The organism is Micromonospora sp. NPDC049679 (genome assembly GCF_040659735.1).
Classification (GTDB): domain Bacteria; phylum Actinomycetota; class Actinomycetes; order Mycobacteriales; family Micromonosporaceae; genus Micromonospora_I.
Genome location: NZ_JBFANZ010000008.1, coordinates 1 through 20,630, shown reverse-complemented (window position 1 = coordinate 20,630; position 20,630 = coordinate 1). Strand labels below are relative to the sequence as shown.

Sequence of the window (20,630 nt, the reverse complement as noted above, 5' to 3'; positions counted from 1 at the left end):
CGCCGTCACTCCTCAGGATCCCCGTCACCGCGCAGCGCGGCGAAGGCCGCTTCCAGCTCGTCGGGCTTGACCAGCACCTCGCGCGCCTTGGAGCCCTCGGACGGGCCGACGATCCCCCGCGTCTCCATCAGGTCCATCAGCCGACCGGCCTTCGCGAAGCCGACCCGCAGCTTGCGCTGGAGCATCGAGGTCGACCCGAACTGCGAGGTCACCACCAGCTCGATCGCCTGCACGAGCAGATCGAGATCGTCGCCGATCTCCTCGTCGGCCTTCTTCTTGGTTTCCTTCGCGGGGGTGAGCACGTCGGGCCGGAACTCGGGCTCGCGCTGGTCCTTGCAGAACTTGACGATGTCGTTGATCTCCGACTCGCTCACCCAGGCGCCCTGGATGCGGGCCGGCTTCGAGGCGCCCATCGGGAGGAAGAGCCCGTCACCGCGGCCGATCAGCTTCTCCGCGCCGGGCTGGTCGAGGATGACCCGCGAGTCGGCGAGCGAGGAGGTGGCGAACGCCAGCCGGGAGGGGACGTTGGCCTTGATCAGACCGGTCACCACGTCGACCGAGGGGCGCTGGGTGGCGAGCACCAGGTGGATGCCGGCGGCACGGGCCAACTGGGTGATGCGGACCACCGAGTCCTCGACGTCGCGGGGCGCGACCATCATCAGGTCGGCCAACTCGTCGACGATCACCAGCAGGTACGGGTAGGGGCGCATCTCCCGCTCGCTGCCCGGGGGCGCCTTGATCTCCCCGGAGCGCACCTTGCGGTTGTAGTCGTCGATGTGCTTCACACCGTTGGCCGCGAGGTCGTCGTAGCGCATGTCCATCTCGCGCACGACCCATTCCAGCGAGTCGGCCGCCTTCTTCGCGTTGGTCACGATCGGCGTGACCAGGTGCGGGATCCCCTCGTAGCCGGTCATCTCGACCCGCTTCGGGTCGATCAGCAGCAGCCGCACCTCGTCCGGGGTGGCACGGCTCAGGATGGACACCAGCAGCGAGTTGAGGCAGGACGACTTGCCCGCGCCGGTGGCGCCGGCGATGAGGATGTGCGGCATCTTGGCGAGGTTGGCCACCACGTAGCCGCCCTCGATGTCCTTGCCCAGCGCCACCAGCATCGGGTGGTGGTCGCTCGTCGCCGCCCGGGAGCGCAGCACGTCGCCGAGGGACACGTCCTCCCGGTCGGTGTTGGGGATCTCCACGCCGACCGCGCTCTTGCCCGGGATCGGGCTGAGGATGCGGACGTCGGGCGACTTCACGGCGTAGGCGATGTTGCGGGAGAGCTGGGTGATCCGCTCGACCTTCACGCCGAGGCCGAGCTCGACCTCGTAGCGGGTGACGGTCGGGCCACGGGTGAAGCCGGTGACCGCGGCGTCCACGTCGAACTGCTCGAACACGCCCTGCAGCGCGGCGATCACCTCGTCGTTGGCCTTGCTGCGGGTCTTGGCCGGGGTGCCCTGCTTCAGCAGGTTGGCCGGCGGCAGCGTGTAGTCGCCGGCCAGACCGGTGATGGCGAGCTGCTCGGCCCGCGTCGGCGGCGTGGTGTGCTCGGGAGGCTCCGGAACCTTACGGACCGGCACCTTCGACGGCGGCGTACGCGGCAGCGCGACCGTCTCATGGCCGCCCTCCTCGTCGCCCGTCTCGGCGGTCGCGCCGCCCGTGGCCATGCTCCCCTGACGGCGGCGGGACGGGCGGCGGCGGGCCGGCGTCTTCTCGGCCTCCTCCTCGCCGTCGCCATCCTCAGTGGAATCCTCCGGCTCGCGTCCGAGGATCGCGCCGGCGAAGAGCCCCAGCCGCTCGGGCACCTTGTTGATCGGCGTGGCTGTGACCACCAGCAGGCCGAAGAGCAGGAGCAGGGCGAGCATCGGGATCGCGACCCACGCGCTCAACGCCTTCTCCAGCAGTGCGCCGACCCCCGCCCCGATCAGACCGCCGGCGTAGTCACGCTGGACCGTGTCGATCGGGTGCTGGGCCAGATGCAGCAGCCCGTCCGTGGAGACGATCAGGGCGGTCCAGCCGACGACGCCGCGACCACGATGCTCCGGATCGACCGGCTCGCGCATCAACCGGATGGCGCCGACGAGCAGCAGCAGCGGGAGAGCCACGGCGACCGCGCCGAAGAAGAGCCGGATGGTGTCCGCGAGCCGCTCACCGACCGGACCGGCGGAGGAGAACCAGACCGCCATCGCGGTGAGGATCGCGAGGCCGAACATGAGCAGGCCACCGCCGTCACGGCGGTGACCCGGGTCGAGCTCGCGCGCGGTGGCGGCCTGCCGACCCACCGCGCGGACCACCCAGCCGAGGCCGTGGGCGATGCCCATCCACAGTGCGCCGAGGGCGCGGCCGATCCAGACCGCCGGGCCGGGGCCCGCCGGACGGCGGCGGGCCGCCGTCGCCGCACGGGACTTGGCCGGTGTACGCGGCTTGGCGGGCGTACGGGCACGCGTGGCAGCGGCGCCGCGCGTCGATGACGTGTTCCGGCGCCGGCTCGTCTGAGAGGTACGGCCCGCCATAAGGTCACACGGTAGCGGTGCCGCCTGACTAATCCTCGCTTTTGCGGCTCGTGTCCGAACACGGGTCTGCGCGGGCTGTGCCGTCCCCCCTCATCGGCCTACCATCACGGGCGGATCAACCGCTCATCCCCCAGCGCGACGGGGCAGTCGCTGGCGGCAGGGTTTTACGGTGCCGGGTACCACCGCACCTCATCCAGGAGGACGACGCATGCCACCGTCGGATATCGGCGATCCGTCCGGTTCGGGTCCGCGCGGTGGGGACCTGCAGACGCTCCTGCGCCTGACCAACGAGCTGATCGCCAGCGTGCTCCGGCGCCACGACTACAACTTCTCCACCGACCACGACGGTGATCTCTTCGGCCGGTGGCAGGAGAATCTCATCTACTTCTTCCGCCTGGGTGAGACCGGGCAGCTTCTCCAGGTCCGCACCATGGCCGCCACCTCCTTCGACATCGACGACGTGCCACGGCTCTATGCCTTCTGCAACGCGTGGAACCATGACCGGCTCTGGCCCAAGGCGTTCGTGCACGTCGACGACGACGGCACGGCGCGGATCTGCGGCGAGGTGGTCGCCGATCTCGAACGGGGCGTCACCACCGCGCAGCTCGACCAGCTGCTGAACTGCGGCATCGCCACCGGCTGCCAGCTCGCCGAGGCCGCCGCCGAGCTGCGGTCCTGAAGGCGGGTCCAGGATGGAGCACCGGTTCCAGGTCGACCTGCGCGGCATCGTCGACCTGCTCAGCCATCACCTCTACGCCAGCCCCCGGGTCTACCTGCGGGAGCTGCTGCAGAACGCGGCCGACGCGATAACCGCGCGCCGCCCCCTCGATGGCGGCGAGCCGGGTCGGATCGTCGTCGAGCCGCTGCCCGGAGGCGAGCTGCGGGTGCACGACAACGGCATCGGCCTGACCGAGCCCGAGCTGCACCTCTTCCTGTCCAGCATGGGTCGCACCTCCAAACGCGACGAACTGGGCTTCGCCCGGCAGGATTTCCTCGGCCAGTTCGGCATCGGCCTGCTCTCCTGCTTCATGGTCGCCGACGCCATCGACGTGGTCTCGCGGTCGGCCCGGGGCGGACCCGCGGTGCGCTGGACGGGGTACGCCGACGGCCACTACACGATCGAGGTCGACGACGACGCCCGTACGTCGATCGGCACCACGGTGACGCTGCGGCCGCGCCCCGGCGCCGGGCAGTGGCTGGCGCCGGAGCGGGTCCGCGAGCTGGTCCGGACGTACGCACAGCTGCTCGACGTCGAGATCACCTTCCAGCCGACCGACGCGGGCCCCGTCCGGCTGACCGAGCCGCTGGCGCCATGGGAGATCGCGTACGGCGACCCGGAGGCCCGCCGCAGCGCCCTGCTCGACTACGGGACACAGCTGCTGGGCAGCCGACCGATGGACGTGATCGACCTGCGGGTCCCGGAGGCCGGTCTGGTCGGCGTGGGCTTCGTGCTGGCCACCGCCTCCTCGGTCGGGCAGGGCGGGCACCGGGTCCACCTCAAGCGGATGCTGCTCACCGAGGACGCCGGCAAGCTGCTGCCCGAGTGGGCCTTCTTCGTGCGCTGCGTGGTCGACACCGCCCTGTTGCGCCCCACCGCGAGCCGCGAGGCGCTCTACGAGGACGACCTGCTCGCCTCGGTCCGCGACTCGCTGGGCGAACAGGTGCGGGGCTGGCTGCTCGACCTCTCGGTCAACCATCCCGAACGGCTCGCCGCCTTCCTGCGCGTGCACCATCTGGGCGTCAAGGCGCTCGCGGTCCGCGACGACGAGATGCTGCGTCTGGTCGACGCGTGGCTACCGTTCGAGACCAGCCGCGGCTCGATGCCGCTGCGGGCGTTCCGCCGCGGCCTGTCGATGATCCGCTACGTCGAGACGGTCGACGAGTTCCGCGCCCTCGCGGCGATCTCCAGCGCCGCGGGGACGCCGCTGGTCAACGCCGGCTACGCGTACGACAGCGAGATCCTGCAACGACTCGGCCGGCTCGATCCCGCCATCCGGACGCGTCGACTCGACCCCGGTGAGCTCGCGGCCCGCCTCGAACCGCTTCCCGGCGGCCAGGAAGCGACGCTGCACGGCTTCCTGGACACCGCGCGGGCGGCCCTCGCCGATCTCGGCTGCACCCCGCTGCTGCGGCAGTTCGACCCGGTCACCGTGCCCGCCCTCTACGTGGCCAGCCAGCAGGCGCGCAGCCAGGACAGCGTGCGGCGCAGCCTGGAGACCGTCGACGAGCTGTGGTCCGATGTGCTCTCGGCCTTCAACGACGTGACGGTCGAACACCGTCCCGAGTTGGTCTTCAACTGGCGACACCCGTTGATCCGCAAGATCGCCTCCTACCCGGCCGGTCCCGCGCTGCGGCACGCGGTCGAGGCGCTCTACGGTCAGGCCCTGCTCGCCGGCCACCACCCGCTGCGCGCGGTCGACACCGCCGCGCTCAACCGGTCGTTCCTCGCGCTGCTCGACCGCGCGTTCACCGCCGGGCACGAGCGCGAGCCGCGCCCCGGCACCGGTGACGCCCCGTCCGAGGAGCTGCCATGACCAGGGATGAACTGCTCGAGGCGCTCGAGGACGCCCGGGACCTGCCGGACGGCGACGGGAAGATCGCCGAGCTGGAGCGGATCGTGGCCCACGCCGACGCCGTCGACGATCTCCGGCTCGGCTTCGACACCCGGTTCGAGCTGATCGACGCCTACAACAACCACACCGAGCGGTGGCGGATGCTGCCCCCGTTCGGCTGGTGCCTGGCGGCGTTCGACCGCGACCCGTCGATGTTCGACGCCCGGGACGCGGAGATGCTGCGCTGGTACCACAAATGGGCGGTGGCGACGCTGCGCAGCACACCACAGGTCGGGCTGGCGCAGACCCGGGCCGCGCTCGACGACATGGAGCGTCGGTTCCGGGAGACCGGGCAGAGCTTGCAGACCATCTACAACCTGCGCTGCAAGATCGCCGACCATCTCGGCGACGAGGCCGCCGCACGGGACTGGCTGGCCAGGTGGCGCACCACGCCGCGCGACGAGAACAGCGACTGCGCCGGCTGCGATCCGTCGCGGCAGGCGGAGCTGCTCGCCGGCTGGGGCGACTGGGAAGCGGCGGTGAGCACCGTCGAACCCGTGCTCAGCGGGGTGCTCGGCTGCACCGAACAACCCGAGAAGGCGCTCGTCACCGTCATGCTGCCGTACCTGCATCTCGGCCGGCACTCCGAGGCGGCGCAGGCCCACGTCCGCGCCTACCGCCGACACCGGTTCGAGCGCGACTCGTTCGGATTCCTCGCCGAGCATCTCCGGTTCTGCGCGCTGACCGGGCATCACGAGCGCGGGTTGGACATCCTCGAGGAACACCTGGGCTGGCTCGACCGGCCCTATGACGAGGCGTCGGCGATGGAGTTCGCCGCCGCCGGCGCGCTGGTCTGCCGCCTAGCCCACGAGAACGGGCTCGGCGCGCGACGGCTGCACCGGCCGGAAGACACCGACCGGCCGGAAGGGGACGTCGTGGTGGCCGGGCTCGGCGCCGAACTCGCCGGCACCGCCCGCCGGACGGCCCGCCGCTTCGACGCCCGCAACGGCACCGACCACCAGTCGCGGCGGATGGAGTCGTGGCTGGGGGCGCAGCCGCTGACCGCGCCGTTCGAGCTGCCACCCGATGAGCCGGACGTCGACCTCGCCCTGGCGGTCGGGCTGCCGCCGGAGGGTTGGCAGGAGGTGCTCGCCCCGCTCACCGTCGAGGCGATCGTGGCGACCCTCAACGACCGCGACGACCGCTACGTCGTCGACGAGCACGGCGTGGTCGCGGGCACCTGGGGAGCGGCGCACATCCATTTCGAACGCCTCGGCGAACGGCAGGAGATCCTGCACTCGCGGATCGTGGCCGGGCGTCGTCTCCCCGGCGACCGGATCGCCGACGCGCTGGAGTTCTGCAACGCGTGGAACCACGACAAGGTGCTGCCCAAGGCGTACGTGCATGACACGGGTGAGGGGGAGCTGATGCTGGCCGGCGACGTCACCACCGATCTGGAGCACGGCGTCACCGGCGCGCAGCTCGCCGTACTGATCAACGCCACCATCGCGACCGGCGCGACGTTCGCCGCCGCGGTCGCCGCCCTCCCCTGACCTTTCCCGCCGGCCGCAGACGAAAGTGTTGCGGGCCGGTCACCGCGTGGCCGCTCCCGAGCTGGCGGCGACGCGATGACCGGCCCTGTCAGACGGTCCTGTCAGCGGACCGAGAAGCCGACGGTGTAGCGGCCGGCGCCGCGCTCGGACCGGACCTGGTAGCGGTAGAAGCCGGCGCTGCCGGAGTGGGTGAGCTGTTCGCCCGCGGCCGGCCCGGTCGCCTGCGCGACCGTGCGCCAGGCGCTGCCGGTCCACCGCTGCAGCACGAGGTCGAAGTCGACGCCGGCCGGAGCCGACAGGCACGCGCTGTGCTCGCCGGCGCTGGCCCGGAAGTAGCGGCCGTTCGGCTGCACCTGGACGCTGCCGGTCCGCCCGAGCGTGCCGCTCCGGACCGCCTGCTGCTTGTCACATGCGGCCGGCGGGGCCGAGGTCGGCGGGACGCTGGTCGGCGTCGCGGTGGGTTCCGGGGCCGCGGGCGGGGCCGTGGTCGGCGGGACGGTCGCCGGCGGGGCGGTCACGGCCGGAGCGCTCGGCTGCGGCGCGCCGGAGCCCGTTGTCACCAGGGTGAGGTTGTTGACCGCGAGGATCTCGGCGAGCGGCTGGAAGAACGTCGTGCCGCCGACCGTGCAGTTGCCCGAGCCGCCGGACGTGACGCCCTGCGCCTGGTTGCCCGACAGCCACGAGCCACCGGAGTCGCCACCCTCGGCGCACACGTTCGTCTGGGTCAGCCCGGAGACCGCCCCCTCCGGGTAGTTCACCGTCACGTTCTTGGCCTGGATGACCCCGCAGCGGGTGCCCGTGGTGGAGCCGGAACGGCAGACCGAGGCGCCGATCGGGGCCTCCTGGGCGCCGGCCACGCTCACCTCGCCGCCGTTGAAGTCGTTGACGACGGGACGCGGGTTCCACTCCCCGTTCACCCGGACCACGCCCCAGTCATCGCCGGGGAAGGACGACGCGCTGAACGTGCCCTGGGCCGCCTGATTGAAACCGGTCGTGGGGCTACCAGTCTGTCCACAATGTCCCGCGGTGACGAACCCGCCGACGACGGAGAAGCCGATCGAGCAGCGCGCGCTGCGGTTGATGAAGTACGGGTCGCCACCGCGGACGTCGAAGAGCGGCAGCGGCACCTGGGTCGATGCGACCACGCGCACCGAGCTCGCCGGCACACCGCTGGCGGTCACGAACCGCCGCGCCGCCGCTTCGGTGCCGGGCTGGGCGAGCACGACGACGCTGTTGCTGGCGACGTCGACGTACCAGCCGGGCATGTCCGGGGTGGCGCCGGCGGCGTTGCGGTCGAGGTTCTGCTTCACCGTGTCCAGTTGCCGCTCGCTGCGGGTGACCATCTTCGGCTCGGCGCCGGTGGCGCGTACCTTCTGGGCCATCGCCGGGTCCGTCACCGCGACCACCAGTTGGCGGCCGTCCGCGGTGAGCCACGTCCCCCCGAACCCGCCGCCGAGATCGCCGCGGAGCTGCTGCGCGGTCCGTCCCGCCCATTCCTCCTTGCTCAGCCGCTGCCGCGCCTGATCGGTGGTGAGCCGCAGGTCACGGCGGAGGGCGGCGACCAACTCGGGATCCGGCGCCCCGGCCGCGCTCGCTCCGGGCCGTCGGTTACGCCCGGGCCCGTCGTCGGCGATCGCCGGGAGCGTGATCGCCGCTGCGGCTCCCACGGTCACCAGCATCACCGCACCCGCGATGGCTCGTCTGCGCTCCATCCCGTATCTCCTTCCGCCGATCCGACGCCGGTCGGCGCCGTGGCGGGGTACGGGTGAAGAGCGTCAATGGATGAACGGATCGGCGATGGACAATCTCACAAGCGGCAGGTTGAACCGGTCGTGGCCGTGACGCGTAGAACCTCATCGGTCAGCGTCGAAATCACCGGCCCGCAGCCCCGCGACAAACGCCGCCCAATCGTCGCGCGAAAAGACCAGGATCACTCCGTCGGGATCCTTGCCATCACGCATGGCGACGGCGGCGCCCGCGGACGCGACCTCCACGCAGGTGTTCGAATCGCAGCGCCGACTCCTGCGCCAATCAACCGACAACCGAGACATGGGCAGATGTTTCCTTCCGATTCCCCCGTGGTGTTCCGACTCCGTTAACGTCGCGGGGGCACGGGCGACACGCCACCTACGGCGCGTCCGCACGGGACACTCGCCCCGAGCCGGTCAGCAGGGCCTCCACCCGTGCTTCGATCAGGCGGGCCGAGTCCTCCTCGCCGAGCGCCGTCTCCCACATCTGGTCGAAATAGCCCCGATGGCGGTGGATCGCCTCCCCGGTGTGCATGATCTCGTCCAGGAGGATGGTCTCCCGGTAGAGCACCGCGTTCTCCTCGTCGCCGAGGTCGAAGATCGTGAACGGCCCCAGCATTCCGGTGAGCGCCGCGTCCGCGAGCGGGACGACCCGTACGGTGATCTGCGGCTTTTCGATCAGGTGGAGCAGGTGACGCAGCTGCTCGGCCATCACGCGGGGGCCGCCCACCAGCCGCGAGAGCACGGACTCGTCGAGCACGAACAGGTAGCGCGGGGGATCGGGCTGGTCGAAGACCTGGACCGGGCGGCGCATCCGCGCCTCGAGCCGTGCGGCCCGGTCGGCCGCCGGCATCTCGGCGATCCAGAAATTCATGATGAACTCGGCGTAGGCCCGGGTCTGCAGCAGCCCGGCGATCAGCGTCGGGTGGAAGTGCCGGATGACCGTCGCTTCGCTCTCGAACTGCAGCATCTGCATGAGCGCCGGCGTCAGATGCTCCCGGTAGCTCGGCTCGTCCCACCAGCCGCGGCGACGCGAGGCGCGGGCGTCGGCCAGCAACTGGCGGACGTGTTCGGGATCGGTGACGCCGCAGAGCTCCAGCAGCGCGCGCAGGTCGGTCGTCGAGACGGTGACGTCGCCCTTTTCGATCCGGTTGACCTTTGATATCGACCAGTCGAGCGCCTCGGCCACCTGCCCGCGCGTCAGGCCACCCGCCTCGCGGGCGCTGCGCAGCGCGAGCCGAACTCGTCGGCGGGCCACCGCCGGCGATTCACCGGGGCCATGTTCGAATCCCACTGGCGCCTCACCGCGGGGAGACTGTGCCGCCGTCGCTGAACCGGCGGAGCGGTTGGTGAGCCACGATGGAATTGATGCGGCTCCGTGCTCAACGGGCGGGCCGCCAACGCTTTCCGCTCGCCACGAACACTATTGATGGACGTCATCCCAGTATGCGCGAGGCGGGACGGGGAAGCTACACCCCGTGACCGCGTGTCGACCCGTCGTCGCCCCCGCACCCCCGCCGATCAAGGACTTCCGCGTCGATCAAGGGCTTATTCACATGAATGGAGATCGAACCATGCGAATAAGCCCTTGATCGACGGCGAAAAGGGCCGGACGGTCAGACCTCGACCACGGTGGGGACGATCATCGGGCGGCGGCGGTAGGCGTCGTTCACCCAACGGCCCACGATCCGACGCACGACCTGCTGCAACTGGTGCGGATCGGTGATGCCGTCGGCGGCCGCCCGCCCCAGCGCCTCCGTGATGAGCGGGATGACCGCGTTGAACGCCTCGGGGTCCTCCGAAAAGCCCTTCGCGGACACGGTGGGACCGCCGACGACCTTGCCCGTGACGGAGTCGACCACCACGGTGGCCGCGATGAAGCCGCCGTCGCCGAGCATGCGCCGCTCGGTGAGGAGCGACTCCCCCACGTCGCCGACGGCGAGGCCGTCCACGTAGACGTAGCGGCTCTTCACGTGGCCGACGAGCTGTGCGCGCCCCTCGACCAGGTCCACCACGTCGCCGTCCTCGCAGAGCACCACCCGATCGGCCTCGACGCCGGACTCGATGCCGAGCCGCGCGTGTGCGCGCAGGTGCCGCCACTCGCCGTGCACCGGCATCAGGTTGCTCGGTCGCACGGTGTTGAGCAGGTAGAGCAGCTCGCCGGCGGGGGCGTGACCGGAGACGTGCACCTTCGCCACGTCCTTGTGGATCACCGTCGCACCGGCGCGGGAGAGCTGGTTGATCACCCGGTACACCGACGTCTCGTTACCCGGCACCAGCGAGCTGGCGAGCACGACCGTGTCGCCGGGCTCGATCGTGATGTGCCGGTGGTCGCCCGTGGCCATCCGGCCCAGGGCGCTCATCGGCTCGCCCTGCGACCCGGTGGACATCAACACGATCTGATCGGGCGGCAGCGTGGTCGCCTCGTCGAGCCCGACCACCAGGCCGGGCGGGATGTGCAGCAACCCGAGGTCACGGGCGATACCCATGTTGCGGACCATGGACCGCCCGATCAGCGCCACCTTGCGGCCATGCTCGTTGGCCGAGTCGAGCACCTGCTGCACGCGGTGCACGTGCGAGGCGAACGACGCCACGATGATCCGGCCCTTCGCCTTGGCGAAGATCGCGTCGAGCACCGGCCCGATCTCCCGCTCGGGCGTGACGAAGCCGGGGATCTCCGCGTTGGTCGAGTCGGAGAGGAGCAGGTCGACGCCCTCGGCGCCGAGCCGCGCGAAGCCGGCGAGGTCGGTGATCCGACCGTCGAGCGGCAACTGGTCCATCTTGAAGTCGCCGGTGTGCAGGACCAGACCGGCCGGGGTCCGGATCGCCACCGCCATGGCGTCCGGGATGGAGTGGTTGACGGCGAAGAACTCGCACTCGAACGGTCCGAGCCGCTCGCGCCCGCCCTCCCGTACGGTCAGCGTGTAGGGCTCGATGCGTCGCTCGGCGAGCTTCGCCTCGACCAGCGCGAGGGTGAACTGCGACCCGACGAGCGGGATGTCCGGCTTGTGGGCGAGCAGGTAGGGGACCGCGCCGATGTGGTCCTCGTGACCATGGGTGAGCACGATCGCCTGCACGTCGGCGAGCCGATCCAGGATCGCGGTGAAGTCCGGCAGGATCAGGTCGACGCCGGGCTGCTCGACATCGGGGAAGAGCACCCCGCAGTCGACGATCAGCAGCTTGCCGCCGTATTCGAACACGGTCATGTTGCGGCCGATCGCGCCGAGCCCGCCGAGCGGGATGACCCGTAGGCCCCCCTCGGGCAGCGGCGGCGGCAGTTCGAGCTCAACGTGGGCCTGGCTCATGCGAGCTCCCGTCCAGAGGCGGCGCAGTCCGCGCGCAGCTGCGCGATCTGCTCATCGGTGGCGTCGACCAGCGGCGGGCGCACGGGCCCGGCCGGCAGGCCAGCCAGGCGCAGCGCCGCCTTGGTCATGATCACGCCCTGGGTCCGGAAGAAGCCCTGGTACGCGGGGAGCAACTGCTGGTGCAGGGCGAGAGCGCCCGCGACGTCGCCGCGCCCGTACGCCTCGATCATGTCTTTGGTGGGCGCGCCGAACAGGTGGGTCGGCACGCCGACCACACCGACGGCGCCGACCGCGAGCAGGGGCAGGGTGAGCAGGTCGTCTCCCGAGTAGTAGGCCAGATCCGTGCGGGCGATGACCGAGGCGGAGGCGGCGAGATCGCCCTTGGCGTCCTTCACCGCGACGATCCGGTCGTGCTCGGCGAGGCGGCAGATGGTGTCACTGGCGATCGGTGTGCCGCTGCGGCCCGGAATGTCGTAGAGCATCACGGGCACGTCGGTCGCGTCGGCGACCATGGTGAAGTGGCGCAGCAGGCCGCTCTGCGGGGGCTTGTTGTAGTAAGGGGTCACCACCAGCAGCCCGTGCGCGCCGGCCTTCGCCGCCGCCTGCGCGAGCTCGATCGTGTGCTGGGTGTCGTTGGTGCCGACACCCGCGATCACCGAGGCCCGGTCGCCGACCGCCTCCAGCACCGCCCGCAGCACCGCGTCCTTCTCGGCGTCGGTGGTGGTCGGGGACTCCCCGGTGGTGCCGTTGACCACCAGACCGTCGTGGCACTGCTCATCCACGAGATAGGTGGCGAGCCGGGCCGCCCCATCCACGTCGAGCGATCCATCGGCGGCGAACGGGGTGATCATGGCGGTGATGAGCCGCCCGAAGGGCCGTCCACCGGCTCTGAGGCCGGTAGGGGCAAGGTGGTCGTGCGTCATGCACACAACTTATCGGACGCGCCCAGCCGGTTTCCGACGCTCCTCGCGCAGTCGATCGGGTGGGGTCCGGCGAGCGCCGCGACCGCCCGGGACAGAGGCACCGACGCACGACGTCCGGCGAACATCGGCGGCGGCTGTGGGCGGCGAAGATCCCCGTGATCAGGGAGCGCCATGAACGGCACGCCGACAACACGCCGGACGTACTCCCTGATCACCGGGGATGTTGCGGCCGGGGTCGGGCCGGCCGGCTCCGCGCTAGGCGCGCTCAGCGTGCGGGCTGGCCGCCACCTCGGTGCCGTCGGGCAGCGTGGTGATAACGAAGTCGGCGAAGACGTTCGGCGCTACCCCCTGCAGCTGACGCAGGCACTCGATGGCCAGTTCGCGGATCTCGACGTCGGCGTGCTCGGTGGCGCGCATCGCGAGGAAGTGCCGCCACGCGCGGTAGTTACCGGTCACCACGATGCGGGTCTCGGTGGCGTTGGGGAGCACCGCGCGAGCCGCCTGACGGGCCTGCTTACGGCGCAGGGTGGCGTTCTCCACGTCGGCGAACTTCTGCTCGAGCCCTTCGAGCAACTCGTTGTAGGCCCGCACGCTCGCCTCGGTCGCCTCGACGAACTTCTTGTGCAGCTCCGGGTCCTCGGCGATCACCGAGGGCTCGACCATCGCCGCGTCGCGCTCCGGGACGTAGCGCTGGGAGAGCTGCGAATAGGAGAAGTGCCGGTGCCGGATCAGCTCGTGGGTGAACGAGCGCGACACCCCGGTGAAGTAGAACGTCACGCTGCCGTGCTCCAGCACCGACAGGTGGCCGACCTCGAGGATGTGCGCCAGGTAACCGGCGTTGGTCGCGGTCGCCGGGTTGGGCTTGCGCCACGACTGGTAGCAGGCGCGGCCGGCGAACTCCGCCAGCGCCTCCCCGCCATCGGCGTCCGTCGACCACGGCACGTCCGTGGGCGCCTCGAATTGCGTCCAACCAATGAGTTTGACCTGGGGGGCCACCATGTCCGGCATTCCTCGGACTGTAGTGGCCCCGATTCGACGGGCGAAAGACGGGCGAGCCGCGTGTCGAGCGGGTCACGGTGAGCCACCGGCCCGCGGCATCGACCAGGTCAGACGTAGAGCCAGGCGAAGGGCGCCCAGGGCAGGTTGCGCAGCACGGAGAAGGCCAACCAGGCGGCGAGGAAGACACCGACCACGGCGGGTGTGATCCGCAACTGCGGCAGGCGCCAGCGGAACATCCGCTCGCCCGCCCAGGCGACGTAGAGGTAGAGCAGGAACGGCAGCGCGAAAACGAAGAGGATGTGGTGCCGGGCAGCCGCCGGCAGATCGCCGTGGAGCACGTACCAGAACGCCCGCGTGCCGCCGCATCCCGGGCAGTCGAGCCCGGTGGTGAGCTTGAGCAGGCAGGTCGGGGCCGCGTCGGCGGTGCTGTCGGTCGGGTCGACGAGCGTCGTGTAGCCGACCGCGCCGGCGATACAGCCCAGCGCCGCGACCGGCGCCAGCCAGCGGGGCGCCCGGGCGGACCAGCGGTTGACGAAGCGGGTCAGGCGGTCCGGCTCGGGCATCACGTAGGGCGGGTAGGAATCCGCCCCATCGCCCGGCGCACCGCCGGACGGGATCTGCGGGTCCGCCCCGCCGACGGCCGTCGAGCCGGCCAACTCGGGGGTGGCCGGCTCCCCCGCCGGGTCAACCACGCTCGTCATCACGACTCCACCTCGTCCGTGGGACTCGTCTCACCGTACACCGGACCCGCCGCAGGTCCCCGGGGCGGCGAGCGCGGCGGCGAGCGGGCCGGCGAGGTCGCCGGCGAGCGGCCCGGCCACCTCGGCCAGCCCCAGCCACCCGGCGAGCCGGCGCAGTTCGGCGGCGAGCGCGGGGACCGTCTCGGCGGGCGCCGCGTCGGGCTCGCCCCACGCCGCCGGCACCCGCAGCACCCCGGCCTTCCGGTCGGCCTTCAGATCGACCCGGGCGGTGAACCGGTCGCCCTGCAGGAACGGCAGCACGTAGTAGCCGTGCACCCGCTGCGGCGCGGGCACGTAGATCTCGATCCGGTAGGCGAAGCCGAACAGCCGCTCCGTGCGGGCCCGCTCCCAGATCAGCGGGTCGAAGGGGCTGACCAGGGTGTTGGCCCGGACCCATCGGGGCAGCCGGGCGTCGGCGTGCAGAAAGGCCGGCTGCCGCCAGCCCTGCACCCGCACCGGTCCCAGCGCGCCGGCCTCGACCAGCTCCGCGATCGCGGTCCGCGCGGCGCGCAGCGGCAGCCGGAAGTAGTCGCGCAGCTCCGGCTCGGCGGCCACCCCGAGCGCACGCGCGGCGACCTCGACGAGCCGCCGGTAGGCGTCGGCCGGCTCGGGCGTGGGCGCGGCGAGCACCGCCGGCGGCAACACCCGCTCGGGCAGATCGTAGACGCGCGCGAAGGCGCTGTTGCGGGACGCCGCGGTCACCTCGCCGGCCCAGAACAGGAACTCCAGCGCCCGCTTCACCGCCGACCAGTTCCACCCCCAGTTGCCGGTCTCGCGCGGCGCGTCGTGCTCGATCTCCGCCGCGGTGAGCGGCCCCTTCGCGCGTACCTCGTCGAGCACCCAGGCCACGAGCTCCGGCTGCTCGACGGCGATGCGCCGCATGCCACCCCAGGCGTGCGTGTGCGCCGCCGCCATCCGCCAGCGCAGCGCCGGCTGCAGCGCCACCGGGATCAGCGACGCCTCGTGTCCCCAGTATTCGAACAGCTCACGCGGGCGACCGTAGGCCGCCCGGTCCAGCAGCGCCGTCGGATAGGGCCCGAGCCGGCTGTACAGCGGCAGGTAGTGGGCGCGTTGCAGCACGTTGACCGAGTCCATCTGGAGCAGGCCGACCCGGCCCAGGACCCGGCGCAGATGACGCAGGTCGGGCACACCGCCGGGCGGCGGGTCGGTAAAGCCCTGCGCGGCCAGCGCGATGCGGCGGGCCTGCGACAGCGACAACGACTCGGGAACCGTCATGGCCGAGCAGGCTAACCCACAGGTACGACGCGTCACGCTGGACCGGCCGGCCATGGGCGGATACAACGGTCAGATGCTCATCATCCGCCGGGAACGGCCCGAGGACGCCGCGGCCGTCGCCGACGTGCACGTACGAACCTGGCAGGCGGCGTACGCCGGCATCATGCCCGGCGAGGTGCTGGCCCGGCTCAACGTCGCCGCCTGGGCACAACGCCGCCGCGACGTCGGCACCGCCGAGCCCGATCACCCGTTCGTCACGCTCGTCGCCGAGGAGGGCGGGACCATGGTCGGGTTCGCCACCGCCGGCCCGTACCGGAACGGCCAGGACGCCGACGACCTCGACCCCCGGTACGGCGAGATCCTGAGCATGTACGTCGACCCGACGCGGTGGGGCACCGGAGTCGGGCGGGCCCTGATGGGGGCCGTGCTGGCCGAGACCGCCGGACACGACTGGCCGGAGTTGCGCCTCTGGGTCCTCGAGGAGAACACCCGCGGGCGCCGGTTCTACGAGCGGGCCGGGCTGGTGCCGGACGGGGAGCGCTCCGCCTTCGAGTTACAGCGGGCGGCCGGACGGCTGCCGGTCACCCTCACCGAGCTGCGCTACGTGCGCCGGCTCGGGCCCGGCTGACGACCGACCGCCGCGTTCGTCCGACAGCGGTCGTTCCCGCAGCGGCAGGGCGATCAGCAGGGCGAGCGTGACCCACACGTAGGCGCTGCTGCCCACAAAACCCAACACACCCTTGTCGTTGTGCTCCCAGATCCAGACGATGCCGCTGGACAGGACGGCGTACGAGATGATCGCGAAGGCCAGCAGCCGGCGGCGCCGGCGGCTGCCCGCCGGAGCGGCGAAGGCGTGGTCGACGAGCAGCAGCAGCGCCGGCACCAGGAAGACCAGGTGATGCACCCAGGTGACCGGGCTGACCAGGACACCGACGAGGCCGGTGAGCGCCAGCCCGGTGACGTCGTCGACCGGACGGGCCGTCGCCGGGCGCAGCGCCGGGACCCGCCGCGCCACCGCCGACACGATTGCGCGGGGCACGGCCCGCAACCGCCACACCCAGACCACGAGCACGGCGAGGACGAGCAGCGGCCAGAGCGCGCTGGACAGGTGCGGAAGGTGGAGCCGGTCGAGCATGCCCTGCAGCGACTGGTTCGACACGAACGCCAGTGAGCCGACCCGGTTCGTGTTGAGCAGCGCCGAGGTCCAGAACTCGCGGCTGGCGTCGGGCGCCACCGCGGCGGCGAACAGCGTGACGACGGTCGAGGCGGCGATCGCGGTCATCGCGGCCCGCCAGCGGCGGGTCACCAGCAGGTAGACGATGAAGATGCCGGGGGTGAGCTTGATCGCGGTCGCCAGGCCGATCCACACGCCACCCCACCGGCTGCCCCGGCGGACGAACCACAGCAGATCGACCGCCACGAGGAAGAGCAGCAGGGTGTTGACCTGGCCGAAGCTGACCGTCTCGCGCAACGGCTCGAAGGCGGCGGCCAGGCAGGCGACGACCGCGAAGGCGAACCACCGCGTCCAGCCCTGTCGCCGCGCGATCGGGTCGACCAGCCACCACAGCACCAGCCCGGTCGTCGTCACGGCGAGCGTCACGCTGATCACCTGCGCGAGCCCGAGTGGAACGAGCGCCATCGGCAGCATCGCGAGCGCCGCGAAGGGCGGGTAGGTGAAGCCGTACGGGGTGAAGGGCTTGAGATAGTCGTAGATCTCGCCGCCGTCGCGCGCCCAGTAGTTGAGGGCGCCGTAGTAGACGCGGAGATCGAAGAAGTAGTTGCGCCTGGCGAGCACCGCAAGGGCGACGCCGACCGCGAGCGCGAGCACGATGACGATGACGACCTGCCGGCCGGTTTGGGCACGCGCCCGCCCGACAGCCCCCTGCGACATCGCCATCCCCCTTGAGTCCGTACGCTGACCAGTCATGTCGCTCGGATTTGTCCGTCCAGCCCGGTCAGAGGATGCGGGCGAAATCGCCCGCGTCCAGTTGGAAACCTGGCGGGTGGCGTATCGCCGGCTGCTGCCGAAGCATGTGCTCGACCGGCTGGACGAGGCGTGGTTGACGCGGCAGTGGAGCGCCGCGATCGATACACCGCCGTCCGCCCGGCACCGTGTGCTGGTCGCCATTGAGCAGGCCGAACAATCGTACGTGGTGGGTTTCGCCGCGTCCGGGCCGGCCGACGAGCAGGCGCTCGCGCCGGAGGAGCCCGCGGAGGCGATCGGCGACGATGTCGTCGCGGTCACGGATCTGCTCGTCGAGCCCCGGTGGGGGCGGCGCGGACACGGCAGCCGGCTGCTCGCGGCGAGCGTCGACCTGTGGCGCGAGGACGGCTTCGCGACGGCGGTGGCCTGGGCGTACGACGGGGACCCGGCGACGCGGTCGTTCCTCACCTCGACGGGGTGGGAGCCGGACGGGGCGGCACGCGCGCTGGACGTGGACGACATGTTGGTCCCCCAGATCCGCCTGCACGTCTCTGTGACGCCCACCCCGTGATCCAGGATCATCCCTGGTAGTCGGGCCGACCCGGGGCTGGAAGGTGACACCCGCAGGTCCGGTCGGCCGCGGCCGCGCTCGCCATCGTGCGCGTGGCGGTCGGGCTCGACCCCGACGTGCCCGGGCGGACGCCCGCTGCTGAGCCCCATCACCGCCCGCTCGGCGCGGTCAGCGTGAGCGGGCTGCGGAGCGACGGCGCGACCGTCGGTGTCCGGTCGGCCCGGCCGGCACGGCGCGGACCGACACGCTGCCCGGCGAACTCTCAGTCGATCAGGGCGTCGAGGCCGATGGTCAGGCCGGGACGCTTCAGCACCGAGCGCACGGCCAGCAGGACCCCGGGCATGAAGGAGGCCCGGTCGTACGAGTCGTGCCGGATGGTCAGCGTCTCGCCGGTCGTGCCGAATAGCACCTCCTGGTGCGCGACCAGACCGACGGCGCGCACCGCGTGCACGCGTACGCCGTCGATGTCCGCGCCGCGCGCGCCCGGCCGCTCGTCGGTCGTCGCGTCGGGCATGGCGCCGAGGCCGGCGGTGGCGCGCGCCTCGGCGATCAGCCGGGCGGTGTGGGTGGCCGTGCCGCTCGGCGCGTCCAGCTTCTTCGGATGGTGCTGCTCGATGATCTCCGCCGACTCGAAGTAGCGGGCGGCGCGGGCGGCGAACTGCATCATCAGCACGGCGCCGATGCCGAAGTTCGGCGCGATCACCACGCCGACGTCGGGCTTATGGGCCAACCAGCTCCGCACCCGGTCGAGCCGCTGCTCGGTGAAGCCGCTGGTGCCGACCACGACATTGATGCCCTGGTCGATGCACCAGTGCAGGTTGTCCATCACGACATCCGGGTTGGTGAAGTCAACGACGACCTCCGCGCCGGCGTCCGAGGCGTTGAACAACCAGTCACCTTGATCGACCATGGCCACGAGTTCGAGATCCGCCGCGGCGTCGACCGCCCGGCACACCTCGATCCCCATACGGCCGCGGGCGCCCAGCACACCGACCCGGATCGGATCACGCTCGTCAGTCACGGGGCACAACCTATCCCACCGCCGGCACGGCGACGCAGGGCACGCTGGCGAATCGGCGCGTAGGTCCTGTCCTGCCGATCTTGCGGGAGCGGGACGGAGTCCAGGCGGCGATCCGGTGGTGGCCGCAGACGCCTGGATACCGGTGTTGTTTCCGGGGGTCCGAGGACGGCGCCGGGCGTCGTCCGGGCCCGGCGCAGCCCGTTAGAAGATCGGCAGGACAGGACCTAGCCCGCAAAGTCGCCTTCGTCGAACGGGCCGACCACGGCGAGCGACATCGGCCGGGTCAGCAACTCGGCCGCGAGCGTGTTGACCTCGTCGGCCGTGACCGCGTCGACCCGGGACAGCAGCTCGTCGACGGAGAGCAGATCCCCGAAGAGGAACTCCCCCTTGGCGAGCCGGCTCATCCGCGAGCCCGTGTCCTCCAGGCCGAGCACGTACGAGCCCTTCGCCATGCCCTTGCCGCGCGCCAGCTCGGCTTCGGTGATCCCGTGCGCGGCGACCTCGGCCAGCTCCGCCCGGATCAGCGTGAGCACCTCGTCGACCTTGCCCGGCGCGCAGCCCGCGTAGACGCCGAAGAGGCCGCTGTCGGCGTACTGGCTGGAGTAGGAGTAGACCGAGTATGCGAGGCCACGCCGTTCGCGGATCTCCTGGAAGAGCCGACTGGACATGCCGCCGCCGAGTACGTTGTTGAGCACGCCCAGGGCGAACCGCCGCTCGTCGAGGCGGCCGATGCCGGGGCAGCCGAGCACGACGTGCGCCTGCTCGGTCTCCTTGTGCTGCACGGCCGTGCGGGTCCCCGTGCGTACGGTGGCCCCGGCCGGACGGTGCGGCGCCGGCTCCGCTGTTCCGCTCTCCAGCGGGCTGCCCTGCAGCGCCCGCCGCACCTGCTTGACGACCTCGCCGTGGTCGAGGTTCCCGGCCGCGGCGATCACCATGGCGGGGGCGGTGTAACGGCGCCGGTAGAAGCCCTGGATCTGCCGGCGGGTCATCGCGGAGACGGTCTGCTCGGTGCCGGAGATGAGCCGGCCCAGCGGATGCTCGCCGTAGACGGCACGGGCGAAGAGGTCGTGCACCTCGTCGCCGGGCTCGTCGTCGTGCATGGCGATCTCTTCGAGGATCACGCCCCGCTCGGTCTCGACGTCGGCCGCGTCGAGCACCGAGTCGGCGACCAGGTCGCAGACCACATCGACGGCGAGCGGTAGGTCCTCGTCGAGCACCCGCGCGTAGTAGCAGGTGTATTCCTTGGTGGTGAAGGCGTTGGTTTCACCACCAACCGCCTCGATCTCGGACGAGATCTGCAGCGCGGTCCGCTTGCGCGTGCCCTTGAAGAGAAGGTGCTCGAGGAAGTGCGAGACACCGGACTGGGCCGGCGTCTCGTCCCGCGAGCCGACCGCGACCCAGACCCCGAACGAGACGCTGCGCATCGTCGGGATCGCCTCGGTGAGGATCCGCAGCCCGTTGGGGAGCACGGTCCGCCGGACAGTGCCGCCGAGCGAATCGGCGGCCACTGTCCGATGCAGCAGCTCGTCGGAGGTCGTGATGACCCGCGAGTTG

17 protein-coding genes are annotated in these 20,630 nt (G+C 71.5%); 5 read left to right on the top strand and 12 right to left on the bottom strand.

The window, feature by feature from the left end:
* Positions 1-5 precede the first annotated feature (5 nt).
* Positions 6-2,504, bottom strand: coding sequence for a DNA translocase FtsK 4TM domain-containing protein (locus AB0J06_RS07545; RefSeq protein ID WP_357425743.1), 2,499 nt, complete (start codon positions 2,502-2,504; stop codon positions 6-8).
* Positions 2,505-2,712: 208 nt separating this feature from the next.
* Between AB0J06_RS07545 and AB0J06_RS07540 the strand changes: the two genes are divergently transcribed.
* The 3 genes from AB0J06_RS07540 to AB0J06_RS07530 are packed head-to-tail and all read left to right on the top strand — an operon-like array spanning position 2,713 to position 6,609.
* Positions 2,713-3,183: a YbjN domain-containing protein gene (locus AB0J06_RS07540; RefSeq protein ID WP_357425741.1), complete on the top strand. Its 471-nt coding sequence runs from the start codon at positions 2,713-2,715 to the stop codon at positions 3,181-3,183.
* A gap of 13 nt (positions 3,184-3,196) precedes the next feature.
* A complete protein-coding gene (locus tag AB0J06_RS07535) occupies positions 3,197-5,038 on the top strand; it encodes an HSP90 family protein (RefSeq protein WP_357425739.1) in 1,842 nt (613 codons plus the stop codon).
* Positions 5,035-6,609 carry a YbjN domain-containing protein gene (locus AB0J06_RS07530; RefSeq protein ID WP_357425737.1) on the top strand — a complete coding sequence of 525 codons (1,575 nt, stop codon included), beginning with the start codon at positions 5,035-5,037 and terminating at the stop codon, positions 6,607-6,609. Before AB0J06_RS07535 ends, AB0J06_RS07530 begins: the two co-directional genes overlap by 4 nt.
* Positions 6,610-6,710: 101 nt before the next feature.
* On the opposite strand, the gene AB0J06_RS07525 is transcribed toward AB0J06_RS07530, so the two are convergent.
* The 8 genes from AB0J06_RS07525 to AB0J06_RS07490 all read right to left on the bottom strand — a co-directional run bounded on the left by AB0J06_RS07525 (position 6,711) and on the right by AB0J06_RS07490 (position 15,560).
* Entirely contained in the window at positions 6,711-8,321 is a 1,611-nt protein-coding gene (locus tag AB0J06_RS07525; protein ID WP_357425735.1) for a S1 family peptidase, read from the bottom strand.
* A gap of 141 nt (positions 8,322-8,462) precedes the next feature.
* Positions 8,463-8,660, bottom strand: coding sequence for a DUF397 domain-containing protein (locus tag AB0J06_RS07520; protein ID WP_357425733.1), 198 nt, complete (start codon positions 8,658-8,660; stop codon positions 8,463-8,465).
* Positions 8,661-8,736: 76 nt separating this feature from the next.
* Positions 8,737-9,651 (bottom strand): helix-turn-helix transcriptional regulator, encoded by a 915-nt coding sequence (locus AB0J06_RS07515; RefSeq protein WP_357425731.1) that lies wholly within the window; start codon positions 9,649-9,651, stop codon positions 8,737-8,739.
* Between the two features lie 322 nt (positions 9,652-9,973).
* Positions 9,974-11,662, bottom strand: a complete 1,689-nt coding sequence (locus tag AB0J06_RS07510; protein WP_357425729.1) for a ribonuclease J — start codon at positions 11,660-11,662, stop codon at positions 9,974-9,976.
* Complete coding sequence (dapA, locus tag AB0J06_RS07505) at positions 11,659-12,585, bottom strand: 4-hydroxy-tetrahydrodipicolinate synthase (protein WP_357425727.1); 927 nt, start codon at positions 12,583-12,585, stop codon at positions 11,659-11,661. Before dapA ends, AB0J06_RS07510 begins: the two co-directional genes overlap by 4 nt.
* Positions 12,586-12,840: 255 nt before the next feature.
* A complete protein-coding gene (thyX, locus tag AB0J06_RS07500; RefSeq protein ID WP_357425976.1) occupies positions 12,841-13,584 on the bottom strand; it encodes an FAD-dependent thymidylate synthase in 744 nt (247 codons plus the stop codon).
* A gap of 107 nt (positions 13,585-13,691) precedes the next feature.
* Complete coding sequence (locus AB0J06_RS07495; RefSeq protein ID WP_357425725.1) at positions 13,692-14,285, bottom strand: DUF2752 domain-containing protein; 594 nt, start codon at positions 14,283-14,285, stop codon at positions 13,692-13,694.
* 30 nt (positions 14,286-14,315) lie between these two features.
* Positions 14,316-15,560 (bottom strand): crosslink repair DNA glycosylase YcaQ family protein, encoded by a 1,245-nt coding sequence (locus AB0J06_RS07490; protein ID WP_357425723.1) that lies wholly within the window; start codon positions 15,558-15,560, stop codon positions 14,316-14,318.
* Here AB0J06_RS07490 and AB0J06_RS07485 point away from each other — a divergent pair.
* Complete coding sequence (locus AB0J06_RS07485) at positions 15,559-16,188, top strand: GNAT family N-acetyltransferase (protein ID WP_357425721.1); 630 nt, start codon at positions 15,559-15,561, stop codon at positions 16,186-16,188. The two genes, AB0J06_RS07490 and AB0J06_RS07485, sit on opposite strands and share 2 nt — an antisense overlap.
* Here AB0J06_RS07485 and AB0J06_RS07480 read toward each other — a convergent pair.
* The gene (locus AB0J06_RS07480) at positions 16,114-17,451 is read right to left on the bottom strand and encodes a glycosyltransferase family 87 protein (RefSeq protein ID WP_357425719.1); all 1,338 of its coding nucleotides are present in this window, start codon (positions 17,449-17,451) and stop codon (positions 16,114-16,116) included. The two genes, AB0J06_RS07485 and AB0J06_RS07480, sit on opposite strands and share 75 nt — an antisense overlap.
* A gap of 34 nt (positions 17,452-17,485) precedes the next feature.
* On the opposite strand from AB0J06_RS07480, the gene AB0J06_RS07475 reads away from it, so the two are divergent.
* A complete protein-coding gene (locus AB0J06_RS07475) occupies positions 17,486-18,055 on the top strand; it encodes a GNAT family N-acetyltransferase (RefSeq protein WP_357425717.1) in 570 nt (189 codons plus the stop codon).
* Positions 18,056-18,317: 262 nt separating this feature from the next.
* On the opposite strand, the gene dapB is transcribed toward AB0J06_RS07475, so the two are convergent.
* Positions 18,318-19,076, bottom strand: a complete 759-nt coding sequence (gene dapB, locus AB0J06_RS07470; protein ID WP_357425715.1) for a 4-hydroxy-tetrahydrodipicolinate reductase — start codon at positions 19,074-19,076, stop codon at positions 18,318-18,320.
* 224 nt (positions 19,077-19,300) lie between these two features.
* Positions 19,301-20,617 carry a pitrilysin family protein gene (locus AB0J06_RS07465; RefSeq protein ID WP_357425974.1) on the bottom strand — a complete coding sequence of 439 codons (1,317 nt, stop codon included), beginning with the start codon at positions 20,615-20,617 and terminating at the stop codon, positions 19,301-19,303.
* Positions 20,618-20,630: the final 13 nt, after the last annotated feature.

What these genes read in the sequence shown, in the direction of transcription:
- AB0J06_RS07535 (WP_357425739.1), top strand. Translation starts at nt 3,197, where the DNA reads ATGGAGCACCGGTTCCAGGTCGACCTGCGCGGCATCGTCGACCTGCTC.
- AB0J06_RS07490 (WP_357425723.1), bottom strand. Translation starts at nt 15,560, where the DNA reads ATGACGGTTCCCGAGTCGTTGTCGCTGTCGCAGGCCCGCCGCATCGCG.
- AB0J06_RS07520 (WP_357425733.1), bottom strand. Translation starts at nt 8,660, where the DNA reads ATGTCTCGGTTGTCGGTTGATTGGCGCAGGAGTCGGCGCTGCGATTCG.
- AB0J06_RS07530 (WP_357425737.1), top strand. Translation starts at nt 5,035, where the DNA reads ATGACCAGGGATGAACTGCTCGAGGCGCTCGAGGACGCCCGGGACCTG.
- AB0J06_RS07510 (WP_357425729.1), bottom strand. Translation starts at nt 11,662, where the DNA reads ATGAGCCAGGCCCACGTTGAGCTCGAACTGCCGCCGCCGCTGCCCGAG.
- AB0J06_RS07485 (WP_357425721.1), top strand. Translation starts at nt 15,559, where the DNA reads ATGGCCGAGCAGGCTAACCCACAGGTACGACGCGTCACGCTGGACCGG.
- AB0J06_RS07525 (WP_357425735.1), bottom strand. Translation starts at nt 8,321, where the DNA reads ATGGAGCGCAGACGAGCCATCGCGGGTGCGGTGATGCTGGTGACCGTG.
- AB0J06_RS07480 (WP_357425719.1), bottom strand. Translation starts at nt 17,451, where the DNA reads ATGTCGCAGGGGGCTGTCGGGCGGGCGCGTGCCCAAACCGGCCGGCAG.
- AB0J06_RS07540 (WP_357425741.1), top strand. Translation starts at nt 2,713, where the DNA reads ATGCCACCGTCGGATATCGGCGATCCGTCCGGTTCGGGTCCGCGCGGT.
- dapA (WP_357425727.1), bottom strand. Translation starts at nt 12,585, where the DNA reads ATGACGCACGACCACCTTGCCCCTACCGGCCTCAGAGCCGGTGGACGG.
- AB0J06_RS07495 (WP_357425725.1), bottom strand. Translation starts at nt 14,285, where the DNA reads ATGACGAGCGTGGTTGACCCGGCGGGGGAGCCGGCCACCCCCGAGTTG.
- AB0J06_RS07545 (WP_357425743.1), bottom strand. Translation starts at nt 2,504, where the DNA reads ATGGCGGGCCGTACCTCTCAGACGAGCCGGCGCCGGAACACGTCATCG.
- thyX (WP_357425976.1), bottom strand. Translation starts at nt 13,584, where the DNA reads ATGGTGGCCCCCCAGGTCAAACTCATTGGTTGGACGCAATTCGAGGCG.
- AB0J06_RS07475 (WP_357425717.1), top strand. Translation starts at nt 17,486, where the DNA reads ATGTCGCTCGGATTTGTCCGTCCAGCCCGGTCAGAGGATGCGGGCGAA.